Origin of the sequence: Pseudomonas sp. W22_MBD1_FP4 (genome assembly GCF_052113765.1) — a bacterium.
GTDB lineage: Bacteria > Pseudomonadota > Gammaproteobacteria > Pseudomonadales > Pseudomonadaceae > Aquipseudomonas > Aquipseudomonas sivasensis.
Genome location: NZ_JBGQOI010000002.1, coordinates 67,490 through 90,034, shown reverse-complemented (window position 1 = coordinate 90,034; position 22,545 = coordinate 67,490). Strand labels below are relative to the sequence as shown.

Below are 22,545 nucleotides of genomic sequence, written 5' to 3'. Positions count from 1 at the left end.
CGGCAATCCGGCTCCTACAGACCCTCACCCCTCTCGTAGGAGCCGGCTTGCCGGCGATGGGGCCTTCCCAGCCACCAAAGATCCCGAACCATGACCACCCCCACTCCCTGCTACCACTGCGCCCTGCCCGTACCGCCCGGCGGCCGGTTCACCGCCGATATCCTCGGCGAACGCCGCGAACTCTGCTGCCCGGGCTGCCAGGCGGTGGCCGAAGCAATCGTGGCCGCAGGTTTGGAAAGCTATTACCAGCACCGCAGCGAAGCCTCGGCCAACCCCGAAACGCTGCCGGTGCAACTGGTGGACGAGCTGGCGCTGTACGATCGCGCGGACGTGCAAAAACCCTTCGTGCACCACCAAGGCGAACTGGCTGAAACGACCCTGTTGATGGAAGGCATCAGCTGCGCCGCCTGTGGCTGGCTGATCGAAAAACACCTGCGCAGCTTGCCCGCCGTTGCCGAGGCGCGGTTGAACCTGTCCAACCATCGCTTGCAGGTGCGCTGGGCCGACGGGCAATTGCCGTTGAGCCAAGTGCTCAGTGAGCTGCGCCATATCGGCTATGCCGCCCATCCTTATCAGGCCGACCGCGCCGCTGAGCAACTGGCCAGCGAAAACCGTCTGGCTTTACGCCAACTCGGTGTCGCCGGGCTGCTGTGGTTCCAGGCAATGATGGCAACCATGGCCACCTGGCCGGAATTCAATATCGACCTGAGCCCGGAGCTGCATGTAATCCTGCGCTGGGTGGCGATGTTTCTGACAACTCCCATCGTGTTCTACAGCTGCGCGCCGTTCTTCAAGGGCGCCATGCGCGACCTGCGCACGCGCCACCTGACCATGGACGTTTCAGTATCCCTCGCCATTGGCGGGGCTTATTTGGCGGGAATATGGACCGCGATCACCGGCGTCGGCGAGCTGTATTTCGATGCAGTGGGCATGTTTGCACTGTTCCTGCTGGCCGGTCGCTACCTGGAACGCCGTGCCCGGGAGCGCACGGCGGCGGCCACTGCGCAGTTGGTCAACCTGTTGCCTGCGTCGTGCCTGCGCTTGAAAGACGACGGCCAGAGCGAACGCATCCTGTTGAGCGAACTGGCCCTGGGCGACCGGGTGCTGGTGCATCCGGGCGCGGTGCTGCCAGCAGACGGCGTGATCCTCGATGGCCAGTCCAGCATTGATGAGTCCCTGCTCACCGGCGAGTACTTGCCGCAACCGCGCCAAGTCGGCGACACCGTCACCGCCGGCACCCTCAACGTCGACGGCGCGCTGACCGTCGAAGTGCGCGCCCTTGGCCACGAGACCCGCCTGTCCGCCATCGTGCGCCTGCTGGAGCGCGCCCAGGCCGAAAAACCGCGACTGGCGCAAATCGCCGACCGCGCCGCGCAGTGGTTCCTGTTGTGTTCGCTGATCGCCGCTGCGCTGATCGGCCTGCTGTGGTGGGAACTGGACTCATCACGAGCGTTCTGGATCGTGCTGGCGATGTTAGTGGCGACCTGCCCATGTGCGTTGTCCCTCGCTACACCTACCGCCTTGACCGCCGCCACCGGCACCCTGCACAAACTCGGGCTGCTGCTGACCCGTGGCCATGTGCTGGAGGGCCTGAACCAGATCGACACGGTGATCTTCGACAAGACCGGCACCCTCACCGAAGGTCGCCTGGCCCTGCGCGCGATCCGGCCGCTGGGCGAATTGGGCAGCGACGACTGCCTGGGTCTCGCCGCCGCCCTGGAAAACCGCTCGGAACATCCGATTGCCCGCGCCTTTGGCCGTGCGCCACTGGCCGCTGACGAAGTGCTCAGTACGCCCGGTCTCGGTCTGGAAGGTCGAGTGGGCGAGCGTCTGCTGCGCATCGGCCAGCCGGGTTTCGTCTGCGAACTCAGTGGCTGCCCGATCCCCGCTCCGCCGGACGACGCCGGGCAATGGCTGCTGCTGGGCGACCGCAGCGGCGCCCTCGCCTGGTTCGTACTGGATGATCGCCTGCGCAGCGACGCCCCCGCCCTGCTCGCCGCTTGCAAGGCACGCGGTTGGCGCACACTGCTGCTGTCCGGGGACAGTTCGCCGATGGTCGCCAGTGTCGCCCTTGAGCTGGGCATAGACGAGGCCCACGGCGGCCTGCGTCCCGACGACAAGCTGCACGTGCTGCAACAGCTGCACAAGGAAGGTCGCAAGGTGCTGATGCTCGGCGATGGCGTCAACGATGTCCCCGTCCTCGCCGCCGCCGATATCAGCGTGGCAATGGGCTCGGCCACCGACCTGGCCAAGACCAGTGCCGATGCGGTGTTGCTCTCCAATCGCCTCGACGCTCTGGTGCAGGCCTTCAGCCTGGCGCGGCGCACCCGACGAGTGATTATTGAAAACCTGCTCTGGGCGGGCCTATACAATGGCCTGATGTTGCCGTTTGCTGCTTTGGGCTGGATCACGCCAATCTGGGCGGCAGTCGGCATGTCCATCAGTTCGTTGACCGTGGTACTCAACGCCCTGCGCCTGACTCGCGTGCCGAGCGCACAGTCCGCCAGCGCCCCCTCAATCACCCGCCCGCTGCCCGCGTGAGCCGCGCGGGCATGGAGTGCAGATGCCAGCTTTATACGTGATGATTCCGGCGGCGCTGCTGATAGTGGCCATCGCTATTTACATCTTCTTCTGGGCCGTGGACAGCGGCCAGTACGATGACCTCGACGGCCCGGCCCACAGCGTGCTGTTCGACGACCAGGACCCGAACCACCTGGCCGCCATCGACGAAGCCAACGGCCCGGAACAACCGCCCAAAGACCCACCTCATGCTTGAATTGGCGCCGCTGCTGGTCTCCGCGCTGATCCTAGGCCTGCTGGGCGGCGGTCATTGCCTGGGCATGTGCGGCGGGCTGATGGGCGCGCTGACTTTGGCAATTCCCAAGGAGCAACGCAGTCGCCGGTTTCGCCTGCTGCTGGCGTACAACCTGGGGCGAATCCTCAGTTACGCCACAGCTGGGCTGTTGATCGGCCTGGCCGGCTGGGCCGTGGCCAATAGCCCGGCGGCGATGTTCATGCGCGTGCTCGCCGGTCTGCTGCTGATCTGTATGGGCCTGTACCTGGCCGGTTGGTGGAGCGGCCTCACCCGTATCGAAAGCCTCGGGCGCGGCCTGTGGCGGCATATCCAGCCCGTTGCCACCCGTTTGCTGCCGGTGTCCAGCCTGCCCCGCGCTCTACTGCTGGGCGCGCTGTGGGGCTGGTTGCCGTGCGGGTTGGTCTACAGCACCCTGCTGTGGGCCGCGAGCCAGGGCAATGCGCTGGACAGTGCCTTGCTGATGCTCGCGTTCGGGTTGGGCACCTGGCCCGTGCTGCTGGCGACTGGGCTGGCCGCCGAACGCGTCACCGCGTTATTGCGCAAACGCAGCGTGCGCATGGCCGGTGGACTGCTGGTCATTGTGTTCGGTATTTGGACCTTGCCAGGGCCGCACCAGCACTGGCTGATGGGCCACTAAAAGGCCATGTGGCATAGCGCCGCTGCTCGTTGATGCAAATCAAGATGCCCTCTGCTCCACGCCTCTAGACTCGGCCCACTAGCCTATCCGGGGGACGCCCGCATGCTCGACGCCATTCGTTGGGACACCGATCTGATTCATCGCTACGACCTGGCGGGACCGCGCTATACGTCCTACCCCACCGCCGTACAATTCGACAGCCAGGTCGGCACCTTCGACCTGCTGCATGCCCTGCGCGACAGTCGCAAGGCTGTGCGCCCATTGTCGCTGTATGTGCATGTGCCGTTCTGCGCGAACATTTGCTACTACTGCGCCTGCAACAAGGTGATCACCAAGGACCGTGGCCGCGCCCAGGCATACCTGCACCGCCTGGAGCAGGAGATCCAAATGGTGGCCTGCCACCTCGACCCGAAACAGCCGGTGGAGCAGTTGCATTTCGGCGGCGGCACGCCGACGTTTCTCAGCCACGACGAACTGCGTCAGGTCATGGGCTCCCTGCGCCAGCACTTCAATTTGCTCGATGATGATTCCGGCGACTACGGCATCGAGATCGACCCGCGCGAAGCCGACTGGGCCACCATGGGCCTGCTGCGTGAACTCGGTTTCAACCGCGTCAGCATTGGCCTGCAAGACCTCGACCCCGAGGTGCAGCGGGCCGTTAACCGCCTGCAAAGCCTGGAAGAGACTCGCGCAGTAATCGATGCGGCGCGCACTTTGCAGTTTCGCTCGATCAATATCGACCTGATCTACGGCCTGCCCAAGCAAACGCCGATCAACTTCGCGCGCACCGTGGAAGAAGTGATCAAGCTGCAACCGGATCGCCTGTCGGTGTTCAACTATGCGCACCTGCCGGAGCGCTTCATGCCCCAGCGGCGCATCGACAGCGACGAGCTGCCAGCACCGGCGGAAAAACTGCTGATGCTGCAAACCACCATCACGCAATTGACCGAGGCGGGTTATCGCTACATCGGCATGGACCACTTCGCTCTGCCGGATGACGAACTCGCCATCGCCCAGGAAGAAGGCACGCTGCAACGCAATTTCCAGGGCTACACCACCCACGGCCATTGCGACCTGATCGGCCTGGGTGTGTCGGCGATCAGCCAGATCGGCGACTTGTATTGCCAGAACAGCAGTGACCTCAACGGCTACCAGAACACCCTGGCCGGCGCGCAGCTGGCGACCAGCCGTGGCTTGGTCTGCACCACAGACGATCGACTAAGACGGGAAGTGATTCAGCAGTTGATCTGCAATTTCAGCCTGGTATTCGAGCGTATCGAACAGGCCTTCAATATTGATTTTCGCGGGTACTTCGATGAGATCTGGCTGCAACTTGAGGCCATGGCCAAGGACGGCCTGATCACGCTCGACGCCCAGGGCATTCGGGTGCTGCCCGCAGGGCGCTTGCTGGTGCGCTCGGTGTGCATGGTGTTCGACGCGTACCTGGAACACCAGAACCGGCAACGGTTTTCACGGGTGATCTAGTTACATCGACAACGAAGCGGCCTTGAGCGCCTGATCGGCACTCATGGTTTTCATGGCCTTGGCCAAGGAGATTTGGGCCGTCATCAAGCCGGCCTGCAAGGAACTGATGGCACCTTGCACGTTAGCGAACTTGGCCTGAACCTCCTCCGGCGTCAGGCTTTTGTCCGCGGCGATGGCCTGAAGCTCCGCCAATTTTTCGGCGATCTGCTGCTTCAACTGACGGATCATTTTAAGAACTTGCTTAACGTTGTCGTCCAGACCGCTGTCGTCGATATCGGCGTTGGCACTTTTGGCCGCACCCGCAGCCTTGAAGCCATCCGGCGAAATGCTCACCTTCACGCCTTCGCTCGTGGCAGGCGTTGACACGGCATCCTGCGTCTCAACCGCCGCAGCGGGCGGGGCCGGCTCTGGGTTTGGCACACGGATGGAGGGGTTGTTGGCGGCGATGATCAACATGCGCTGAGCTCCTGCTCATGAACGTACACATATGTATCGGCACCGATACACAAAGCTTTATACGGCTGTCTGTTTTTTGTACACGCTGGCCTCACTGCCCCCCAGTGCGTTACCCTTACGTCTTATGTGTGTTTTCCCACAAGGATTTAAGAAATGTCCGAGCCAGTCAAACTGCGCGCTCACAGCCAGGCTCACTGCAAGGATTGCAGCCTGGCCCCCCTCTGCCTGCCACTTTCGCTGAATCTGGAAGACATGGATGCGCTGGACGACATCGTTAAACGTGGTCGCCCGCTGAAGAAAGGCGAGTTCCTGTTTCGTCAGGGCGATCAGTTCGACTCCGTCTATGCAGTACGTTCGGGCGCGTTGAAGACCTTCAGCCTGAGCGACAACGGCGAGGAGCAGATCACCGGTTTTCACCTGCCCAGCGAACTGGTGGGTTTGTCGGGCATGGACACCGAGATGCATCCCGTGTCGGCCCAGGCGCTGGAGACCACGTCGGTGTGCGAAATCCCCTTCGAACGCCTGGACGAACTGGCCATCCAATTACCTCAACTGCGCCGCCAGTTGATGCGCGTGATGAGCCGAGAAATTCGTGACGACCAGCAGATGATGCTGCTGTTATCGAAGAAAACCGCCGACGAGCGCATCGCGACATTCTTGGTCAACCTGTCGGCCCGGTTCCGGGCACGCGGTTTCTCGGCCAACCAGTTCCGCTTGAGCATGTCGCGTAACGAAATCGGCAACTACCTGGGTCTGGCGGTGGAAACCGTGTCCCGCGTGTTCACCCGTTTCCAGCAGAACGAGTTGATTGCCGCCGAAGGCAAGGAAGTGCACATTCTCGACCCGATCCAGCTGTGTGCGCTGGCGGGTGGTTCTCTAGAGGGTTGATGCAGACACTTGTGGCCGCGCCAATCGGTGAGGCCGCAGGTATACTTCGAGTCCGTTTTCCTCCCAGGACTCTTCGACGATGACCTTCGATTCGTTCGACATCAAATCCCTGATCCGCCCCGTCATCGACTTCCCCAAGCCTGGGGTGATCTTCCGTGACATCACGCCGCTGTTCCAATCGCCCAAGGCCCTGCGCCTGGTGGCCGATACCTTTGCCCATCGCTATGTCGAAGCCGATTTCACCCACATCGGCGCGATGGATGCCCGCGGGTTTCTGATCGGTTCGATCATTGCCTACCAACTGAACAAACCGCTGATCCTGTTTCGCAAGCAGGGCAAGCTGCCGGCCGATGTCCTGGCCGAGGGTTATCAGACCGAATACGGCGAAGCTTTCCTGGAAGTGCACGCCGACAGCCTGTGCGAAGGCGACTCGGTGCTGATGTTCGATGACCTGATCGCCACAGGCGGGACCTTGATCGCTGCGGCGAACCTGGTGCGGCGCATGGGTGCGAAGATTTTTGAAGCCGCGGCAATTATTGATTTGCCGGAGCTGGGTGGCTCGCAGCGTTTGGAAGACATGGGGATTCCGACGTTTTGCCTGACGCAATTTGCGCTGTCCGAGCGGTAATATTTGGCTGGACTGACGCTATCAAGGGCTGCCCCCTCCCACACTTGAAGGTGTTTACACATCAAAATGTGGCAGAGGGCTTGCCCCGATGAGGCAGGTAAGCCGCCTCAAAGCCCCATCTGTTTGCTGATGATTTCATTCATCACTTCACGAGTGCCGCCGCCGATCGACAGGATACGGTTGTCGCGATACAGCCTCTCCACCAGGCTGCCGCGCATATAGCCCTGGCCGCCGAGGATCTGCACGGCGTCATAAGTCACCCGATCGGCGGTATCGGTGGCCAGGTTCTTGGCCATGGATATCTCCTTGATCACACTCTTGCCAGCGGCCATCTTGGCGGCTTGGCGGTAGGTGAATTCCCTGGACACTTCCACAGCCGTCGCCATTTCCGCCAGGCGATGCTTGAGCACCTGGAATTTGCCAATGGGCTTGCCAAATGCTTCACGCTGCGCGGCCCATTTGAGGCTTTCCTCAAGCGCAAGCTGCGCGGTCATATTGGCCATCAACGCCAGCGCCAGCCGTTCACTCTGAAAGTTGCCCATGATGCAGGCAAACCCCATGTTCTCGGCGCCGATCAGGTTGCCTACGGGCACCTGGCAATCATCGAAGAACAACTCTGCCGTGTCCGACGCCCACCAACCCATTTTCTTCAGGGGCTGGCCGACGGTGAAACCCGGGGTGTCTTTTTCGATGAGCAACAGGCTGATGCCGCCAAAGCCTGGCCCGCCGGTACGAACAGCAACGGTGTAGAAATCGGCGCGGTTGCCGCTGGTGATAAAGGTCTTGCTGCCGCTGACCCGGTAAACGTCGCCATCACGCACGGCGCGGGTGCGCAGGCTGGCTACATCGGAGCCGCCGCTGGGTTCGGTGACGGCCAAGGCGATGACCTTCTCGCCCGAGAGCACTTGCGGGGCCACACGTTCGCGCACTTCGGGCCGCGCCCATTTGATGATGGGAGGCAAGCCGATATCCAGCGAGCCCAATCCCGCGACCACGCCGCCGGAACCGCAGCGCATCAATTCCTCGCTGACGGCCACCTTGGCGAACAGATCGCCCTCGTGACTGCCGCCCAAGGATTCGGGATAACCGATACCGAGGATCCCCGCCGCACCGGCCTTAAGGTACAACGCTCGGGGAAAGCTCTCCGCCTCCTCCCATTGCTCGATGCCCGGTAACAGCTCCCGCTCGACAAAACGGCGCACGCTGTCGCGGAGCAATTGGTGGCTGGGGTCGAAGTAGTCCTGATAGGCAGACATCGGCGAGCTCCACGGAGAGGTGGAGCGAAATTACCAAGCGCTTGCTTGGTTAGCAACACAGATCTCAATCACACCGCAAAACCATTGTGGGAGGGGGCTTGCTCCCGATAGCAGTGTGTCAGCCAATAGATTCATGGCTGATCCACTGCCATCGGGAGCAAGCCCCCTCCTACATTTGGCTGGTGTTTATTGTTAGAGCGCGATCGGCTTGCGACCGGCGAACGAATGCGCCAGCGTGCCGCCATCCACCAGCTCCAACTCCCCACCCAACGGTACGCCATGGGCGATACGTGAAGTGATCAGGCCTTTGTTGCTCAGCAGTTGGGCGATGTAATGGGCGGTGGCTTCACCTTCCACGGTCGGGTTGGTGGCCAGGATCACCTCGGTAAAGGTGCCCTGCTCTTCGATACGTGCCACCAGTTGCGGAATGCCGATGGCCTCCGGACCCAGGCCGTCCAGCGGCGACAGGTGGCCCTTGAGCACGAAGTAACGCCCGCGATAACCGGTCTGCTCCACCGCGTAGACGTCCATCGGGCCTTCCACCACACACAGCAACGTGTCGTCGCGACGCGGGTCGGCGCATTGCGGGCAAAGGTCTTCTTCGGTGAGGGTTCGGCACTGGCGGCAGTGGCCGACGCCCGTCATGGCCTGGCTCAGGGCCTGGGCCAACCGGGTGCCGCCGCTGCGATCACGCTCCAGCAGTTGCAGCGCCATGCGCTGGGCGGTTTTCTGGCCGACACCCGGCAACGTGCGCAGGGCGTCGATCAGTTGGCGAATCAGGGGGCTGAAGCTCATGGGGCAATGGTCCGACAAAACAACGAGACGCGGTTTATACCCGCGCCCCGGATTAGCGTCAAATCCTCAATCCTGCGCGACCCGTACCACCAACTTGCCGAAGTTGCGCCCTTCAAGCAGGCCGATAAAGGCTTCGGGTGCCTGCTCCAAGCCATCGACCACGTCTTCGCGGAACTTGATCTTACCGTCGCGGACCCAGGGCGCCATGGCACTGAGGAACTCTGGCTGACGATCACCGTAGTCATCAAACACGATAAAGCCCTGGATGCGCACCCGCTTGGTCAGCAACGTGCGTTGCAGCGCCGGCAAGCGATCAGGCCCGCTGGGGGCTTCGTGGGCGTTGTAGCCGGCAATCAGCCCGCACAAAGGAATGCGTGCCTTGGGGTTGAGCAAAGGCATCACGGCGTCGAACACCTTGCCACCGACGTTCTCGAAATAGATGTCCACGCCGTTGAAGCAAGCCTGGGCGAGTTGATCGGCGAAGTCTGCGCTCTTATGGTCGATACAGGCATCAAAGCCCAGTTCATCCACGACATAGCGGCACTTGTCCGCACCGCCTGCAATCCCGACCACGCGCAGGCCCTTGAGCTTGGCGACCTGGCCCACTACCGAACCGACTGCGCCGGAGGCAGCGGCGACCACCAGGGTTTCCCCAGCCTTGGGTTGACCAATGTCCATCAGGCCCATGTAGGCGGTCATACCCGGCATCCCCAATACGCCCAACGCCATGGACGGACTGGCGAGACCTTTGGGCACCGGAATCAGGTTGCGGCCGTCGGAAATGCTGTGGCTCTGCCAACCGGTGGCGCCGACCACCAGATCACCCACTTCGAATTTAGGGTTACGGGATTGCTCGATACGGCTGACAGCACCGCCGGTCATCACCTCATCGATTTCCACCGGGGCGGCGTAGGAAGGTGCGTCGCTCATGCGCCCGCGCATGTAGGGGTCAAGGGACAGGTAGAGGGTCTTGAGCAGCACTTGGCCGTCCGCCAACTCCGGCAAGCTCACGCGCTCCAGGCGAAAGTTTTCCGGAGTGGGCGCGCCTAGGGGGCGCGAGACCAGCACGATACGTTGGTTCAGGGTCAGTTCTTGAGGCATCAGGGGCTCCTTATCGAATTCATCGGTATAGGTTGCAGACCATGGGTGCCAGGCCAGGGTTCGATCGGGATTCGATTGAATAGGCACAAACAAAAATGCCAGGCACTGGGCCTGGCATTGGAGTCTAGCTAACGCTGGAGAATCAGAACGGCATCTTCATGCCCGGTGGCAGTTGCATGCCAGCGGTCACGCCGGACATTTTGTCCTGGCTATTGGCTTCGATCTTGCGCACGGCGTCGTTGACGGCCGCGGCGAACAGCGCTTCGAGCATTTCCAGGTCATCTTCACCCACGCCTGGCAGCACGCTTGGGTCGATGCTCACGCGCTTGATGTCGTGACGCCCAGTCATCACCACGCTGACCATATCGCCACCGGCTTTACCGGTGACTTCGGCGTTGGCCAGTTCTTCCTGCATCTTGGCCATCTTTTCCTGCATCTGCTGCGCCTGCTTCATCAGGCCGGCCATGCCACCTTTCATCATGGGAATCACCTCAAAAGTACGTGGATCAATTAATAGCCCGGTGTCATGACGCTTGGGTCACCGGGGCTTCGACAGGTTCAATAGTATCGTGACGAACGACCGCACCAAACTGTTGCATCATTTGCTGGATGAGCGGGTCTGCGTGGATCGAATCCTCAGCCTCGCGCTGACGGTTGATACGCCGACGGGTTGCGGCTTGGGCCGGGGTTTCCTGCTCGGGCTTGATCAACTCGATGGTGATAGTCAGCGTGCGCTCATGGTACTGGTTCAGGGCATCGTTGAGGCGCCGTTGCTGGGTCGCGTTGAACAGGGCGCTGTGGGCCGGATCCAGGTGCAACAGCCAACGGTCGCCGTCGACGGAAATCAGGGTGCAGTTGGCGGCAATACTGCCGGTCATGCCGGAGATCGGCAGTTTCGGGAACAGTTCCAGCCATTGCAACGCCAGGCCAGTGGCCGGGGCTGCCGCGGGTTCTGCTTCGGGCTCGGGGGCCGGTTCGGCGGTGTGTTCGCTGGCCAAATCGTCCAGGTAACTGTAGGCCGAATCCATGTCCGGCTCGATGTAGTCTTCGTCCAGCGGCGGCTCGTCGTCGAGGTCGATGCCTGGGGTTGCGGCCTCAACCTGGGCGACGGTCGGCTCGGGAACCGGTGCTGAAACCCACTCAGGAGCGGCTGGCACCACGCTGTCCGGTGTCGGCGCAGGCATAGGCGTCAGCTCAGGCTGCTCGCTGGCAGTTTCCAGCACGGGCTCAACATAGGGCTGCTGTTCGAGTTCTTCGACCTCGGCTTCTACCGGGTCATTCCAAGGCAAGTCGACGACAGGCTCGGGCTCAACCACCGGCTCCGGCTCAACCACAGGTGCCACCACCACAGGGGCTGGCTCAGGCGCCGGCGCAACCGGGGCAGCAACCACTGGCGCAACCACCGCCGCGCCAGCCACTGGTTTGGCGGAATCAACTGTGGCCTGGCTGATCCCCACTGGCTTTAGCGGCTGTCTCGGCGCATCGGCCGAATCAGCTGGCCGGAACGCCAGCATGCGCAGCAGGACCATTTCAAAGCCCCCACGCGGGTCCGGCGCCAAAGGCAAGTCCCGACGACCGATCAGGCCCATCTGGTAGTAGAACTGCACATCTTCGGCCGGCAACGCCTGGGCCAGGGCCAACACGCGGTCGCGGTCGCCATGGCCGTTGTCGACACCTTCCGGCAAAGCCTGGGCGATAGCGACGCGGTGCAGGACATTGAGGATTTCCGAGAGCACGCCATTCCAGTCCGGGCCTTGCTCCGAGAGGTGGCGCACGGCTTCGAGCAACGCCTTGGCATCACCTTCGATCAATGCATGCAGCACATCGAACACCTGGCCGTGGTCGAGGGTGCCGAGCATGGCGCGCACATCGGCGGCCATGACCTTGCCTTCACCGAAGGCGATGGCCTGATCGGTAAGGCTCATGGCATCACGCATCGAACCATCGGCGGCACGGCCGAGCAGCCATAGCGCGTCGTCTTCGAACGGTACGTTCTCGACACCCAGCACGTGGGTCAAATGCTCGACCACGCGCTCGGGGGTCATGTTTTTCAGGGAGAACTGCAGGCACCGCGACAGGATCGTTGCAGGAAGTTTCTGCGGGTCGGTGGTGGCCAGGATGAATTTGACGTAGGGCGGCGGCTCTTCCAGGGTTTTCAACAGCGCGTTGAAGGAATGGCTGGACAGCATGTGCACTTCGTCGATCAGGTAGACCTTGAAGCGGCCGCGGCTCGGCGCGTACTGCACGTTGTCGAGCAGCTCGCGGGTGTCTTCGACCTTGGTGCGGCTCGCGGCGTCGATCTCGATCAGGTCTACGAAGCGCCCTTCGTCGATCTCGCGGCACACCGAGCAAGTGCCACAAGGCGTCGAAGTGATACCGGTTTCACAGTTCAGGCATTTGGCAATGATGCGCGCAATGGTGGTCTTGCCCACGCCCCGGGTACCGGTGAACAGGTAGGCGTGGTGCAGCCGTTGGCTGTCCAAGGCATTGATCAGAGCCTTGAGCACATGGGTCTGGCCGACCATTTCGCGGAACGAGCGCGGACGCCATTTACGTGCAAGAACCTGATAACTCATCGAAAACCGTCGCAACTGGGAAGCGGAAGCCGGTAATGCTAGCGGAGCAAGGGGGAAATTGCATCCGGCACGCTCGCCTAATCTGACTAAGCTCTGCTGACTGGCCTCCAAAAGGCCTGAACCCGGAGAGTGTATGCGCGTAGTCCTGGGCGCTTTATGGATGATGACCACGGCTAGCCTGGCGGCGCCTGCACCGCTGCGCTTCTCGGTTTCCGACAGTTGGGCGATGCCCATGGTGCAACTGGAGAACGGTCGGCCGACCCAGGGCATTTTGTATGACGTGATGCTGAGCCTGGCCACCCAGGTTGGCCATCCGGCGCAGTTCCACGTGCTGGCCCGGGCACGCATCTCTGCGGCCATGGGACACGGCGACATTGATGTGCGCTGTTATGTCACCCAGGCGTGGGTCGACAACCTGTCCGGCGACTACATCTGGAGCTTGCCTTTAATGGTGCAGCGCAATGTGCTGGTCAGTGCGCAAAACCAGCCGGTACAGGTGCTCAAGCTGGCACCTCAGCCGATCGGCACGGTGCTCAACTATCGCTATGCCGCCCTCGACCCGCTGTTTGCCAACGGCCAACTCACCCGCGACGACGCCCATAGCGAAGAGCTGGTGCTGCACAAACTGGTGGCGGGGCGATTCAACTATGCGGTGAGCAACGAATGGATCGTCGACCGTTTCAACCAGAAAATGCCGATCAGCCAGCGGCTGCACAAGGTCGCGTTGATTGACGAGCAAAACCTCGGTTGCATCGTGCGTAACGATCCCGACGTGCCGGCGCAAAAAATCCTGCGCACCTTGTTGCGGATGAAAATGTCCGGCGAAATCGACGACATCATCAAGCTGTACACCGGCGAAAACCCGGCGCCCCTGCTCGCCCCTGACAAAAACTGACAGCCGCTCCTTATAGGCTCGGGCTCTGGTCGAGCCGCAGTCCAGCTTACAGCCGGCGGTGAAGTGGGCTTCTTGCTGCGGGACCGATGGGTAGAATGCGGCGCCATCGTTATCCAGTCACCGCCGGCCCTGGACTTCGATGGCCACCGTTTGCGTGCGTTTTGTCTGAACGACTAACCGCCAGCGCCCTTCCAGACTGATCGCCGCCACGCTGGCCAGCACGATCACACCGCCCATCATCACCTGCAAGGCAATGTGTTCACCCAGCAACGTCGCGGCCATCACCATCGCCACCGGCGGGATCAGGTACATCGCCACCGACGCGCGACTGACCTCCACATGCTTCAACACATAACCCCAAGCCAGATACGCCAAGGCGCTGGGAAAAATACCGAGTACCAGCACCGCGACGTTCTCCGCCAACGGCGCCTGCACCACCGCAGCAGGCAGGCCCGGCAGGTTCACGCACAGCATCAGGGTGCCCGCCCACACCATGTAGCACGCCATAGTCAGCGGACTGTAGCGGTGGGCATAGTGTTTCTGCAGGGCGAAATACACACTCCACGACACCGCCGCCAGCAGGATCAACAAGCCACGCGGGTCGATCTCACCCAGCCCCTGATCCCCCCAGATCACCACCATCACGCCGAGCAGCCCCAGCAATACGCAGGCCCAGCGCCAAGCGCTGACTCGCTCCTTCAGGCAGAAAAACGCGATCAGCACACTGAACAGCGGCGCCGACTGCGCCAGTACGCTTGACGCCGCTGCCGTGACCCATTGCTGCCCGTAGTTGAGGCTGGTGTGGTGCAGGAACACGCCGAAGAACCCCAGCACCAGCAACCACGGAAAATCCCGCAAGCTCGGCCGACCGATGCCCATCACCAGTGCCACACCGCCCATGAACACCGACGCAATCAAAAACCTTAACAACGCCAATTGTCCGGGGCTGTAGCTGTGCAGCCCCATGTGCACGCCAATCGGCGAATAGGCCCAACACAGGATGACGCTGGCGATGACTAGCGTAAGCTTTGCGGGTGAAGGGTTATTCATCGACGGCGTCCAGAAACTGAGAAGGTGTGCCGTCAGTCTTGGCCCCCGTAAGGCGCAGGACAATTAACCGTTTCTGACTTCTGCAATCACTGGAACTGAGCAATGGAACTGGCCCAACTGAAAATGGTGCGAGCCGTGGCACAAACCGGCAGCGTGGCCCAAGCAGCCGTGCTGCTGCATTGCGTGCCGTCCAACATCACCACGCGCATCAAGCAGCTGGAAGGCGAGCTGGGCACACCACTGTTCATCCGCGCCGGGCGTGGGCTGGCGATCAGTGCCGCCGGTGAGATTTTCCTGGAGTACTGCGAGCGCATTCTGGCGCTGGTCGATGAGTCCAAACGCGCCGTGGACGCCAGCGCCATTCCCCGTGGCACTTTGCGTATCGGCGCGGTGGAATCCAGCGCCAGCGGACGTTTGCCGCCGCTGCTGGCGGAGTATCACCGGCGCTACCCGGATGTCAGCCTGGAACTGGTGACCGGCGCCTGGGGCCCGTTGCTCGACGACCTGCAACACCATCGCCTGGACGTGGCGCTCGTGGCCGCCGGCAACAAACGCTCCAAGCTCGAACACAGCGTGGTCTACAGCGAGCGCCTGGTGCTGATCGCCAGCGCATCCAGTGCACCCATCAATGACGCCGAGGACCTCGCCGGCCGCACCTTGCTGGTCTGGCCGCCTGGCTGCCCGTATCGCGCAGCACTGGAAAACTGGGTCAAGCCGCACAACTTCAAACCGACCATTGCCAGCTATGCCAGTTGGGGCACGATCATCGGTTGCGTCAGCGCCGGGATTGGCGTGGCATTGGCGCCGGAAGGCATCCTGGCGCGCTATGAGCAGGCCAATCAGCTGGCGTCTTATCGATTTGAAGAGCTGGCGGCCGTGGATAACCTGCTGTTCTGGCACAAGGACACCCAACGCCACCTGGCACGGGATGCATTCGCGGGGCTGTTGCGGGAGACTTTCGGCTAACTCGCAACATGTTGTTTCGGTTATCCTCTTACGAAATTAATTCAAAATGTAAGGGACTACCATGAATTACTTCCGCCTTTTGTTGGCGGCGGCCGCTCTGAGCCTGCCTACCGCACCTGCCGTTGCTGCTGCCTCGCCTGCCCCCGTTGAGGCCAGTGCCCCCGCCGAAACGGCCGAGCACTTTCTGGCGTCACTTAAGCAAAAGACCGGCACCGTCACGCTCCCAAGTGGCATTGCCACCCTCAAGCTCAACGACGAATTTTATTACCTCGACCCCGCCGACACTGAGCGCTTGCTCACCGATGGCTGGGGCAACCCGCCGGGCTTCAAGACCCTGGGCATGATCGTGCCTAAAGCCGTCAGCCCACTGTCGGAGCGCGGTTGGGGCGTCATCGTTAGCTATAAGGCCGACGGGCATATTTCCGATGAAGATGCCGCAAAAATCGACTACTCCGACCTGCTCAAGCAAATGCAGGAAGAAGACGAAACAGATAACAAGGAACGCCAGAAACAAGGCTACGCCGGCCTGCATCTGGTGGGCTGGGCCGAGCCGCCGCGCTACGACGACACCACCCACAAGATGTACTGGGCCCGTGAACTGAAGGCCGACGACGCCGACCAGAACACCCTCAACTACAGCATCCGCGTGCTGGGCCGTGAGGGTGTACTGGAACTCAACGCCGTCGCGGCGATGGCCGACCTGCCGACCATCAAGCAGGAACTGCCCAAGGTCCTGGCGTTTACCAACTTCACCGACGGCAACCTCTACACCGACTTCAACCCGAAAACCGACAAGCTCGCCACTTACGGCCTAGCCGCGTTGGTTGCCGGCGGGATTGCCGCCAAGGCCGGGTTATTCGCCAAGATCGGGATCTTCCTGCTGGCCGCGAAGAAGTTTCTGGTGGTGGGTGTCGTGGCGTTGTTCGCGGTGATCCGCAAGCTGTTCAACCGCAACAAGGCCTGACCGCCGCACACAAAAACGCCGCAGCGTGCTGGACACGTTGCGGCGTTTTTGTGTGCGCGGTTCTGCTCAGTTTTTTGCAGTGGGCGCGGCCAGACGACTGTATTGATCCTGGGTGATCCAACCCTTAAACGAGCGGTCTTCAGCATTGATGAACTCAACCTGAGCCCAGCCATCCTTAAACGCCAGCACCCCTACCACATCGTTCTTGACGATATACGGACGCTTGGCCGCCTTGGCGCCGGGGGTTTTCTGCAGGTAAGCCTTGTCGGCAGACACTGTGACCAGGCCGATCCACTTCTTACTGGCGGTCTGGGTCAGATCAAGACCGGTGGCGATTTCCGGCATCAGTACGTTGATGCAGCCGGGATGCTGACGGCCTTCTTCCACGGTCAGGATCACACCGTCGGACGACGGCGCCACGCTGCCAGGGTAGGCGTCGTCGAGCCAAGTGGTGAGCGCGTCGGGCTTACCTTGCAGGTAGAACGCACAGCTGCGCGTCACGCCCTCACCCATTGATTCCGTGTAAAAACCTTCGACCTGATGCTCCGGCGTCACCGCCAGCATCAGCCCTTCGTACTTGCCCGAATGCAGCGCGGCCGAACCAGCCATGGCAGGTGCCACGGCGCACAACGACAACACACCTATCGCGAGTAAACGCATCATCCTATTTTTTCCCTTCAAGTTTTTCGTAGGCTTTTTGCATAAGGACGTCGTAGTTGCCGTAGTCCTCACCGTTATAGTTACGCGCCATTCCAGTAAAGTCTTTGGCCTTCATCGCCTTCATCAACGCAGGGCTCTTACTGCAAAAGCCGAGGAACGCCTTTAGTTGGTTGCCGGCATTCACCTTTAATGCCGCCGAAAACTCAAATACCGTCTTGTACCCGCACGACGCAAAGTTGAAACCCATGATCTGGAACATGCCCCACGATGCCGACATCAATGCGGCTTCCTGATCCAGGGCGAATGCGGTAGCCATGGTTTCCCAGGCCTTTGTCTGGTCCTTGTTGTTCGCCTGCCACTGCGGCCCTGCTTTTTTCTTGTAGGGGTAGGACAGCAGCGGGTGCGCCTGGTCATAGATGTGCTTGGTGTATTTGCGAAACAGGTGACCTTCAAAGGCGATCACCGGCAGCTTGGCCGGCCCGAAGCCGGAGCGCCCGCCAGATTCCACGGTGGCGAAGGCCTTGATGATATTCACCGAAATACCGCTACCCAGTTGCGTAGCGGCGTTCTGGAAGTCCGTTTCGCTAAGGGTCATGCCCCCGTCGCACGTGGCCTGGAGCATCAATTGCCGGTTACGCCGCTCGGCCTCAATCATCGCGCGCATGCGGTCCAGGTACACATTGACCGTGGCCTGCACCGCGTCGCCCTGGTTGTTGCCAAATGCGTTGAGAAAACTCGGTATACGCATCGTCGGGAAGGACTTCACCGGCACCTTCACCGCCTCTTCGATCAGGCTGTTGAACGTACGACCGGTGGGGTCGACCACACCATCGGGATGGGCGTATTTGAGATGGCGAAACTGGTACTGGCTGATGCACTGCACCAACTGACCATCGCATTTGCCGTTTTCGGCCAACGGGAAACCCATCTTGGGAATGATCAGATTGAATAAATATTGGATGCACTGCACATCGGCGGGCAAGTTGCGGGCCTTACCCGGAGCGCCTACCGAAGCACTGATAAGACGAGGTAAACCTTGCAGGCTTTTCATCACAGACATCCTTGTTAGTTAAAGAAGTGATAGCACTTCAATATCAATTCAGCGCCGTTGTCATATTCTGAAACAAGTGGCCGGCGCAAACTAACAAGGCGGTTTAGGGTTGTCCAGCGGGGGTTTGGAAAGTTGTGAAACAGCCGTCATCGACTGCGCAATAAACATCGGCAGTTGGCTGAAAATAAGACATTTGGATTTGAATCGAAGGGGTATTGCAAGGAGGAGCGTTATGGAGGCAACCCCACCAGCCACACCCCGGCACACAATGTTCCCGCTGTGGCTGCTGCCTTCCGGCTCTGACCAGGTTCACGGGTAATCGTTGCGGGGGGACCGATGGGGTCACCATAACGACGCCTGCCTCTCGGCAAGCGGGGCCATTGTACCGATCTCATCGGAAGTTACAACCGTTGGTGACGGATTAAAAATATGAAGGGGTTCAAGCACTTGCCATGGCCATCAGCTTCCCCGTCATCCCCTGTGGGAGGGGGCTTGCCCCCGATAGCCGTCTGCCAGCCAATAAATCAGTGACTGACCCAACGCTATCGGGGGCAAGCCCCCTCCCACACTGGTTCGTCATTGTGCCTGCAACACCTCATCCGCCCGGCCGCCCTCCTCCTGGATCACCAGGTGGATGAAGTGCAGCTTGGCGATCACCGCCGGTGGTAGCACGAACGGGTAGAAATCCGGCTGACCCATGGCGCGCGACAGCTCATTGAGCATGCCCGCCAGTTCAATCCAGGCGTTAACGAACGACAGGAACGCCGGACCGCTGGGATGTTGGGGGTCAAAAAGCGTAGTAAGGGGGAACGGCTGGTAATCCAGGTCCATCTCGCGGGCGCTCATGCCAAAGCCCAGGGCAGTGTCGACGGCGTCCATCATGTGCAAGTAATGAGCCCAGGTTTCGGCCCAGTCTTCCCAAGGGTGCATGGTGGCGTAGGCGCTGACACAGGTTTGCTGCCAGTCAGGACGCGGGCCGTTTTGGTAATGCTGGTCAAGGGCGTCGGCGTAACTGGCGCGTTCGTCGCCGAACAGGGTGCGAAAGGACTCCTGCCAGTGGGTATTGGCGATCAGGCGATCCCAATAATAGTGGCCGACCTCATGGCGAAAGTGACCGAGCAAGGTGCGGTAAGGCTCGCGCATCTGCACCCGGATTTTTTCGCGGTGGGCGTCGTCGGCTTCTTTGATGTCGAGGGTGATCAAGCCGTTCGAATGGCCCGTCATCGGGGCGTTGCCTTCCAGGTCGATGCCAACGAAATCGAAGGCCAGACCGGTGTCTTCGTCAACGCTCTTGGGCACGACGCTCAGGCCCAGGCTGATCAGTTGCGCCACCAACCGGCGCTTGGCGGTTTCTACCTTGCGCCAGCGCTCATGGTTTTCCGGGATCGACAGGTCGGGGATCGTGCGGTTGAGGCTACAGGCCACGCACAGCGGTGCGGTGCTGTGGGCCGGAATCAGCCAGTTGCAGGCGGCAGGCGTGTCAAGGTTGGCGCAGCGGCGAAAGGCGCCGGCGTCGAGGTTATCGTCCTGCAGCCAGGTGCCTTCGACGGGGCCGGGTTGCAGCGAGGACAAGCGACTTTGCCGGGGTTGATAGCCCAGCAGCGCTGCGCATGCCAGGCATTGGCTGTTGCGAAAGAATAGGGACTGGCCGCAACGACATTGCCAAACCTTGCTGTTGCGCGAGGATTCGGCCATGAACGGTGCGGCAATGCGCGAACTGAGTTGCTCGAAGTAGCGGAACATGGCGATCTCTTCCTGGGGTGACCAAGACTAGATCAATTCCCTTCGAAGATCGTTCCAAAAATGGGATGACATCCCTATAGGCGTCAGGCGTGCCGACGATGGCACTCCTTGGCGCGCGATCGCCGGCCAGCCGGACGCCTACAGGTGAGGGTCAACTGACTGGAATGTTGTGCTTGGCGAGAAAGGCCACGAAGGCCTCTTCGTCCAGCACCTTCAAGCCTAACTCGCTGGCCTTTGCCAGCTTCGAACCAGCACCCGGCCCGGCCACCACGCAGTGGGTTTTCGCCGAGACGGAACCGGCCACCTTGGCGCCGAGGCTTTCGAGCTTTTCCTTGGCCACGTCGCGACTCATAAGTTCCAGGGAGCCAGTGAGTACCCACGTGTGCCCGGCTTCAGGCAAGCCTTCTACGACTTTTTTCTCGCTTTGCCAGTGCATGCCGAAGTCCTTGAGCTGCTGCTCAATGGCCAAGGCGTGCTGGGCGTTGTCCGGGTTGTCGAAGAAGTCGCGCACGGCCTTGGCCTGCTTTTCGGGCAGCGCCTGGCGCATGTCCAGCCAGTCGGCCTTGATCACGCCTTCCAGGCTGCCGAACTTGTCCGCCAGCTTCTGCGCAGCGCCTGGGCCCACGGACGGTACGTGCAGCTTGTCGAGCAAGCCGCCCAAGGTGGTGCTAGCGGCGAACTCGGCGCTGAGGTCGCCCTGATCCTGCAATTGCAGGCCGCACTCCTCCGGCGACAGCAGTGCGCCAATCACTTCCTGGTTATGACTGTCTTCAAAGAAGCTGTGGATCTCGTGCGCCACTTCAAGGCCCACGTCGGGCAAGTACGTCAGCACCGGCGGCAACGCCTGCTGCACGCGCTCAAGGGACCCCAGCGAGCGTGCCAGCACTTTGGCGGTCTCCTCGCCCACGTCGGGGATGCCGAGCGCGTAGATAAAACGCGCGAGGGTCGGAGTCTTGCTGTTCTCGATGGCGGCGATCAGCTTCTTGCTGGAGATGTCGGCGAAGCCTTCCAGGTCGATGATCTGCTCGTACTTGAGCGTGTAGAGGTCGGCTGGCGAACCGATGAGTTTTTCATCCACCAGTTGCTCGATGGTCTTGTCACCCAGCCCATCAATGTCCATGGCCCGGCGCGAGACAAAATGAATGATCGCCTGCTTGAGCTGAGCGCCACAGGCCAGGCGCCCGACGCAGCGGTACACGGCGCCTTCGCTGACGGTTTCCTTGCCCTTGCTGCGCTTGACCAGTTGAGTGCGCTCCACGTGCGAGCCGCACACCGGGCAGCTCTCGGGAACCGGTACCGCGCGGGCGTCGGCCGGACGTCGCTCAAGCACTACGGACACCACTTGAGGGATCACATCCCCGGCGCGCCGAATGATCACGGTGTCGCCAATCATGACGCCCAGACGCGCCACTTCATCCATGTTGTGCAAGGTGGCGTTGGACACAGTCACACCCGCGACCTTGACGGGCTTCAGACGCGCTACCGGGGTGACGGCGCCGGTGCGGCCGACCTGGAATTCCACGTCGAGCAGCTCAGTGAGTTCTTCCATCGCCGGGAATTTATGGGCGATGGCCCAGCGCGGCTCACGGGCGCGGAAGCCCAATTCACGCTGAGCAGCAATGCTGTTGACCTTGAAGACAACGCCGTCGATCTCATAGGGCAGGCTGTTACGCCGCTCGCCGATGTCGCGGTAGTAATCCAGGCAATCCTGAATACCCTTGGCCAGCTTCAGCTCATGGCTGATGGGCATGCCCCATTTTTGCAACTGCTGCAGATTCCCGATGTGGGTATCGCTGATGTCAGCCGTTACCTGGCCAATGCCATAGCAGCAGAATTCCAGCGGGCGGCTGGCGGTGATTTTCGAATCCAACTGACGCAGACTGCCGGCGGCGGCATTGCGCGGGTTGGCGAAGGTCTTGCCGCCGACTTCCAGTTGCGAGGCATTGAGCCGTTCGAAGCCGGCCTTGGACATAAAGACTTCGCCACGCACCTCCAAGGTCGCCGGCCAGCCGCTGCCGTGCAGTTTCAAAGGGATATTGCGCACGGTGCGCACGTTGACGCTGATGTCTTCGCCAGTGGTACCGTCACCTCGGGTGGCACCGCGCACCAACTCACCGTCCTGATACAGCAGGCTGACCGCCAGGCCGTCCAGTTTGGGTTCGCAGCTGTACTCCACCTCAGCACCAGCGCCAAAAAGGTCGCCCACCGGCAAGTCCAGGCCTTCAGTCACCCGGCGATCAAACTCCAGCATGGTGGTTTCATCAAAGGCGTTGCCCAGGCTGAGCATCGGGATCTCGTGCTTGACCTGAGTGAACGCCGACAACGCCGCGCTGCCCACCCGCTGCGTCGGCGAATCCCGCGTGATCAGTTCCGGATGCTCAGCTTCCAGAGCCTTGAGCTCGTGGAACAGCCGATCGTACTCGGCGTCCGGAATACTCGGCTCGTCGAGGACGTGGTAACGGTAGTTGTGCTGATCCAGTTCAGCGCGCAGTTCGAGGATGCGGGTGTGGGCGGCGGTCATGGGTGTTCTCTCATAAAGCAAAAGAGCAGCCGAAGCTGCTCAAATGTTGGTGCGCTTA

At 61.3% G+C, this 22,545-nt stretch carries 20 protein-coding genes and 1 other RNA gene; 9 read left to right on the top strand and 12 right to left on the bottom strand.

The window, feature by feature from the left end:
- Window positions 1-90: 90 nt before the first annotated feature.
- The 4 genes from ACEN2T_RS03255 to hemN all read left to right on the top strand — a co-directional run bounded on the left by ACEN2T_RS03255 (window position 91) and on the right by hemN (window position 4,937).
- Window positions 91-2,541: a heavy metal translocating P-type ATPase gene (locus ACEN2T_RS03255; RefSeq protein ID WP_339482065.1), complete on the top strand. Its 2,451-nt coding sequence runs from the start codon at window positions 91-93 to the stop codon at window positions 2,539-2,541.
- Between the two features lie 22 nt (window positions 2,542-2,563).
- A complete protein-coding gene (ccoS, locus tag ACEN2T_RS03250; RefSeq protein WP_032887669.1) occupies window positions 2,564-2,776 on the top strand; it encodes a cbb3-type cytochrome oxidase assembly protein CcoS in 213 nt (70 codons plus the stop codon).
- Complete coding sequence (locus tag ACEN2T_RS03245; RefSeq protein ID WP_032887667.1) at window positions 2,769-3,452, top strand: sulfite exporter TauE/SafE family protein; 684 nt, start codon at window positions 2,769-2,771, stop codon at window positions 3,450-3,452. Before ccoS ends, ACEN2T_RS03245 begins: the two co-directional genes overlap by 8 nt.
- Before the next feature lie 102 nt (window positions 3,453-3,554).
- Window positions 3,555-4,937: an oxygen-independent coproporphyrinogen III oxidase gene (hemN, locus tag ACEN2T_RS03240; RefSeq protein ID WP_442116302.1), complete on the top strand. Its 1,383-nt coding sequence runs from the start codon at window positions 3,555-3,557 to the stop codon at window positions 4,935-4,937.
- Here hemN and ACEN2T_RS03235 read toward each other — a convergent pair whose 3' ends face one another.
- A complete protein-coding gene (locus ACEN2T_RS03235; RefSeq protein WP_442116301.1) occupies window positions 4,938-5,393 on the bottom strand; it encodes a hypothetical protein in 456 nt (151 codons plus the stop codon).
- A gap of 153 nt (window positions 5,394-5,546) precedes the next feature.
- Here ACEN2T_RS03235 and fnr point away from each other — a divergent pair, with 153 nt between their 5' ends.
- Window positions 5,547-6,281 carry a fumarate/nitrate reduction transcriptional regulator Fnr gene (gene fnr, locus ACEN2T_RS03230; RefSeq protein WP_032887662.1) on the top strand — a complete coding sequence of 245 codons (735 nt, stop codon included), beginning with the start codon at window positions 5,547-5,549 and terminating at the stop codon, window positions 6,279-6,281.
- A gap of 79 nt (window positions 6,282-6,360) precedes the next feature.
- Window positions 6,361-6,909 carry an adenine phosphoribosyltransferase gene (locus tag ACEN2T_RS03225; protein WP_032887660.1) on the top strand — a complete coding sequence of 183 codons (549 nt, stop codon included), beginning with the start codon at window positions 6,361-6,363 and terminating at the stop codon, window positions 6,907-6,909.
- Between the two features lie 107 nt (window positions 6,910-7,016).
- Here ACEN2T_RS03225 and ACEN2T_RS03220 read toward each other — a convergent pair whose 3' ends face one another.
- The 5 genes from ACEN2T_RS03220 to dnaX form a co-directional block, all read right to left on the bottom strand.
- Complete coding sequence (locus ACEN2T_RS03220; protein ID WP_442116300.1) at window positions 7,017-8,165, bottom strand: acyl-CoA dehydrogenase family protein; 1,149 nt, start codon at window positions 8,163-8,165, stop codon at window positions 7,017-7,019.
- A gap of 192 nt (window positions 8,166-8,357) precedes the next feature.
- A complete protein-coding gene (gene recR, locus ACEN2T_RS03215) occupies window positions 8,358-8,960 on the bottom strand; it encodes a recombination mediator RecR (protein WP_032887656.1) in 603 nt (200 codons plus the stop codon).
- Between the two features lie 66 nt (window positions 8,961-9,026).
- Complete coding sequence (locus ACEN2T_RS03210) at window positions 9,027-10,061, bottom strand: NADP-dependent oxidoreductase (RefSeq protein WP_442116299.1); 1,035 nt, start codon at window positions 10,059-10,061, stop codon at window positions 9,027-9,029.
- Between the two features lie 142 nt (window positions 10,062-10,203).
- Window positions 10,204-10,542, bottom strand: coding sequence for a YbaB/EbfC family nucleoid-associated protein (locus ACEN2T_RS03205; RefSeq protein ID WP_032887653.1), 339 nt, complete (start codon window positions 10,540-10,542; stop codon window positions 10,204-10,206).
- Window positions 10,543-10,585: 43 nt separating this feature from the next.
- Window positions 10,586-12,637, bottom strand: coding sequence for a DNA polymerase III subunit gamma/tau (dnaX, locus tag ACEN2T_RS03200; protein WP_442116298.1), 2,052 nt, complete (start codon window positions 12,635-12,637; stop codon window positions 10,586-10,588).
- A 133-nt stretch (window positions 12,638-12,770) separates the two neighbouring features.
- Here dnaX and ACEN2T_RS03195 point away from each other — a divergent pair, with 133 nt between their 5' ends.
- On the top strand, window positions 12,771-13,532 hold the full coding sequence (locus tag ACEN2T_RS03195) for a substrate-binding periplasmic protein (protein ID WP_095185363.1): 762 nt from the start codon (window positions 12,771-12,773) through the stop codon (window positions 13,530-13,532).
- Window positions 13,533-13,649: 117 nt separating this feature from the next.
- Here the strand turns inward: ACEN2T_RS03195 and ACEN2T_RS03190 are convergent, their stop codons facing one another.
- The gene (locus tag ACEN2T_RS03190; RefSeq protein ID WP_442116297.1) at window positions 13,650-14,582 is read right to left on the bottom strand and encodes a DMT family transporter; all 933 of its coding nucleotides are present in this window, start codon (window positions 14,580-14,582) and stop codon (window positions 13,650-13,652) included.
- 102 nt (window positions 14,583-14,684) lie between these two features.
- On the opposite strand from ACEN2T_RS03190, the gene ACEN2T_RS03185 reads away from it, so the two are divergent.
- Window positions 14,685-15,548 (top strand): LysR family transcriptional regulator, encoded by an 864-nt coding sequence (locus ACEN2T_RS03185; RefSeq protein ID WP_442116296.1) that lies wholly within the window; start codon window positions 14,685-14,687, stop codon window positions 15,546-15,548.
- 61 nt (window positions 15,549-15,609) lie between these two features.
- Entirely contained in the window at window positions 15,610-16,512 is a 903-nt protein-coding gene (locus tag ACEN2T_RS03180) for a DUF2167 domain-containing protein (protein ID WP_032887643.1), read from the top strand.
- A 66-nt stretch (window positions 16,513-16,578) separates the two neighbouring features.
- Here ACEN2T_RS03180 and ACEN2T_RS03175 read toward each other — a convergent pair whose 3' ends face one another.
- The 5 genes from ACEN2T_RS03175 to ligA form a co-directional block, all read right to left on the bottom strand.
- Window positions 16,579-17,175 carry a hypothetical protein gene (locus tag ACEN2T_RS03175; RefSeq protein ID WP_442116295.1) on the bottom strand — a complete coding sequence of 199 codons (597 nt, stop codon included), beginning with the start codon at window positions 17,173-17,175 and terminating at the stop codon, window positions 16,579-16,581.
- A 1-nt stretch (window position 17,176) separates the two neighbouring features.
- Window positions 17,177-18,223, bottom strand: a complete 1,047-nt coding sequence (locus tag ACEN2T_RS03170) for an N-acetylmuramidase family protein (protein WP_032887639.1) — start codon at window positions 18,221-18,223, stop codon at window positions 17,177-17,179.
- Between the two features lie 242 nt (window positions 18,224-18,465).
- Window positions 18,466-18,562: signal recognition particle sRNA small type (gene ffs, locus ACEN2T_RS03165), an RNA gene on the bottom strand.
- Between the two features lie 237 nt (window positions 18,563-18,799).
- The gene (locus ACEN2T_RS03160; protein ID WP_122764548.1) at window positions 18,800-19,966 is read right to left on the bottom strand and encodes a zinc-binding metallopeptidase family protein; all 1,167 of its coding nucleotides are present in this window, start codon (window positions 19,964-19,966) and stop codon (window positions 18,800-18,802) included.
- Window positions 19,967-20,117: 151 nt separating this feature from the next.
- Window positions 20,118-22,487, bottom strand: coding sequence for an NAD-dependent DNA ligase LigA (ligA, locus tag ACEN2T_RS03155; protein ID WP_442116294.1), 2,370 nt, complete (start codon window positions 22,485-22,487; stop codon window positions 20,118-20,120).
- Window positions 22,488-22,545 lie beyond the last annotated feature (58 nt).

What these genes read in the sequence shown, in the direction of transcription:
- ACEN2T_RS03220 (WP_442116300.1), bottom strand. Translation starts at nt 8,165, where the DNA reads ATGTCTGCCTATCAGGACTACTTCGACCCCAGCCACCAATTGCTCCGC.
- ligA (WP_442116294.1), bottom strand. Translation starts at nt 22,487, where the DNA reads ATGACCGCCGCCCACACCCGCATCCTCGAACTGCGCGCTGAACTGGAT.
- recR (WP_032887656.1), bottom strand. Translation starts at nt 8,960, where the DNA reads ATGAGCTTCAGCCCCCTGATTCGCCAACTGATCGACGCCCTGCGCACG.
- ACEN2T_RS03235 (WP_442116301.1), bottom strand. Translation starts at nt 5,393, where the DNA reads ATGTTGATCATCGCCGCCAACAACCCCTCCATCCGTGTGCCAAACCCA.
- ACEN2T_RS03185 (WP_442116296.1), top strand. Translation starts at nt 14,685, where the DNA reads ATGGAACTGGCCCAACTGAAAATGGTGCGAGCCGTGGCACAAACCGGC.
- ccoS (WP_032887669.1), top strand. Translation starts at nt 2,564, where the DNA reads ATGCCAGCTTTATACGTGATGATTCCGGCGGCGCTGCTGATAGTGGCC.
- hemN (WP_442116302.1), top strand. Translation starts at nt 3,555, where the DNA reads ATGCTCGACGCCATTCGTTGGGACACCGATCTGATTCATCGCTACGAC.
- ACEN2T_RS03170 (WP_032887639.1), bottom strand. Translation starts at nt 18,223, where the DNA reads ATGAAAAGCCTGCAAGGTTTACCTCGTCTTATCAGTGCTTCGGTAGGC.
- ACEN2T_RS03225 (WP_032887660.1), top strand. Translation starts at nt 6,361, where the DNA reads ATGACCTTCGATTCGTTCGACATCAAATCCCTGATCCGCCCCGTCATC.
- ACEN2T_RS03175 (WP_442116295.1), bottom strand. Translation starts at nt 17,175, where the DNA reads ATGATGCGTTTACTCGCGATAGGTGTGTTGTCGTTGTGCGCCGTGGCA.
- ACEN2T_RS03245 (WP_032887667.1), top strand. Translation starts at nt 2,769, where the DNA reads ATGCTTGAATTGGCGCCGCTGCTGGTCTCCGCGCTGATCCTAGGCCTG.
- ACEN2T_RS03160 (WP_122764548.1), bottom strand. Translation starts at nt 19,966, where the DNA reads ATGTTCCGCTACTTCGAGCAACTCAGTTCGCGCATTGCCGCACCGTTC.
- ACEN2T_RS03195 (WP_095185363.1), top strand. Translation starts at nt 12,771, where the DNA reads ATGCGCGTAGTCCTGGGCGCTTTATGGATGATGACCACGGCTAGCCTG.
- ACEN2T_RS03255 (WP_339482065.1), top strand. Translation starts at nt 91, where the DNA reads ATGACCACCCCCACTCCCTGCTACCACTGCGCCCTGCCCGTACCGCCC.
- ACEN2T_RS03205 (WP_032887653.1), bottom strand. Translation starts at nt 10,542, where the DNA reads ATGATGAAAGGTGGCATGGCCGGCCTGATGAAGCAGGCGCAGCAGATG.
- ACEN2T_RS03180 (WP_032887643.1), top strand. Translation starts at nt 15,610, where the DNA reads ATGAATTACTTCCGCCTTTTGTTGGCGGCGGCCGCTCTGAGCCTGCCT.
- dnaX (WP_442116298.1), bottom strand. Translation starts at nt 12,637, where the DNA reads ATGAGTTATCAGGTTCTTGCACGTAAATGGCGTCCGCGCTCGTTCCGC.
- ACEN2T_RS03190 (WP_442116297.1), bottom strand. Translation starts at nt 14,582, where the DNA reads ATGAATAACCCTTCACCCGCAAAGCTTACGCTAGTCATCGCCAGCGTC.
- fnr (WP_032887662.1), top strand. Translation starts at nt 5,547, where the DNA reads ATGTCCGAGCCAGTCAAACTGCGCGCTCACAGCCAGGCTCACTGCAAG.
- ACEN2T_RS03210 (WP_442116299.1), bottom strand. Translation starts at nt 10,061, where the DNA reads ATGCCTCAAGAACTGACCCTGAACCAACGTATCGTGCTGGTCTCGCGC.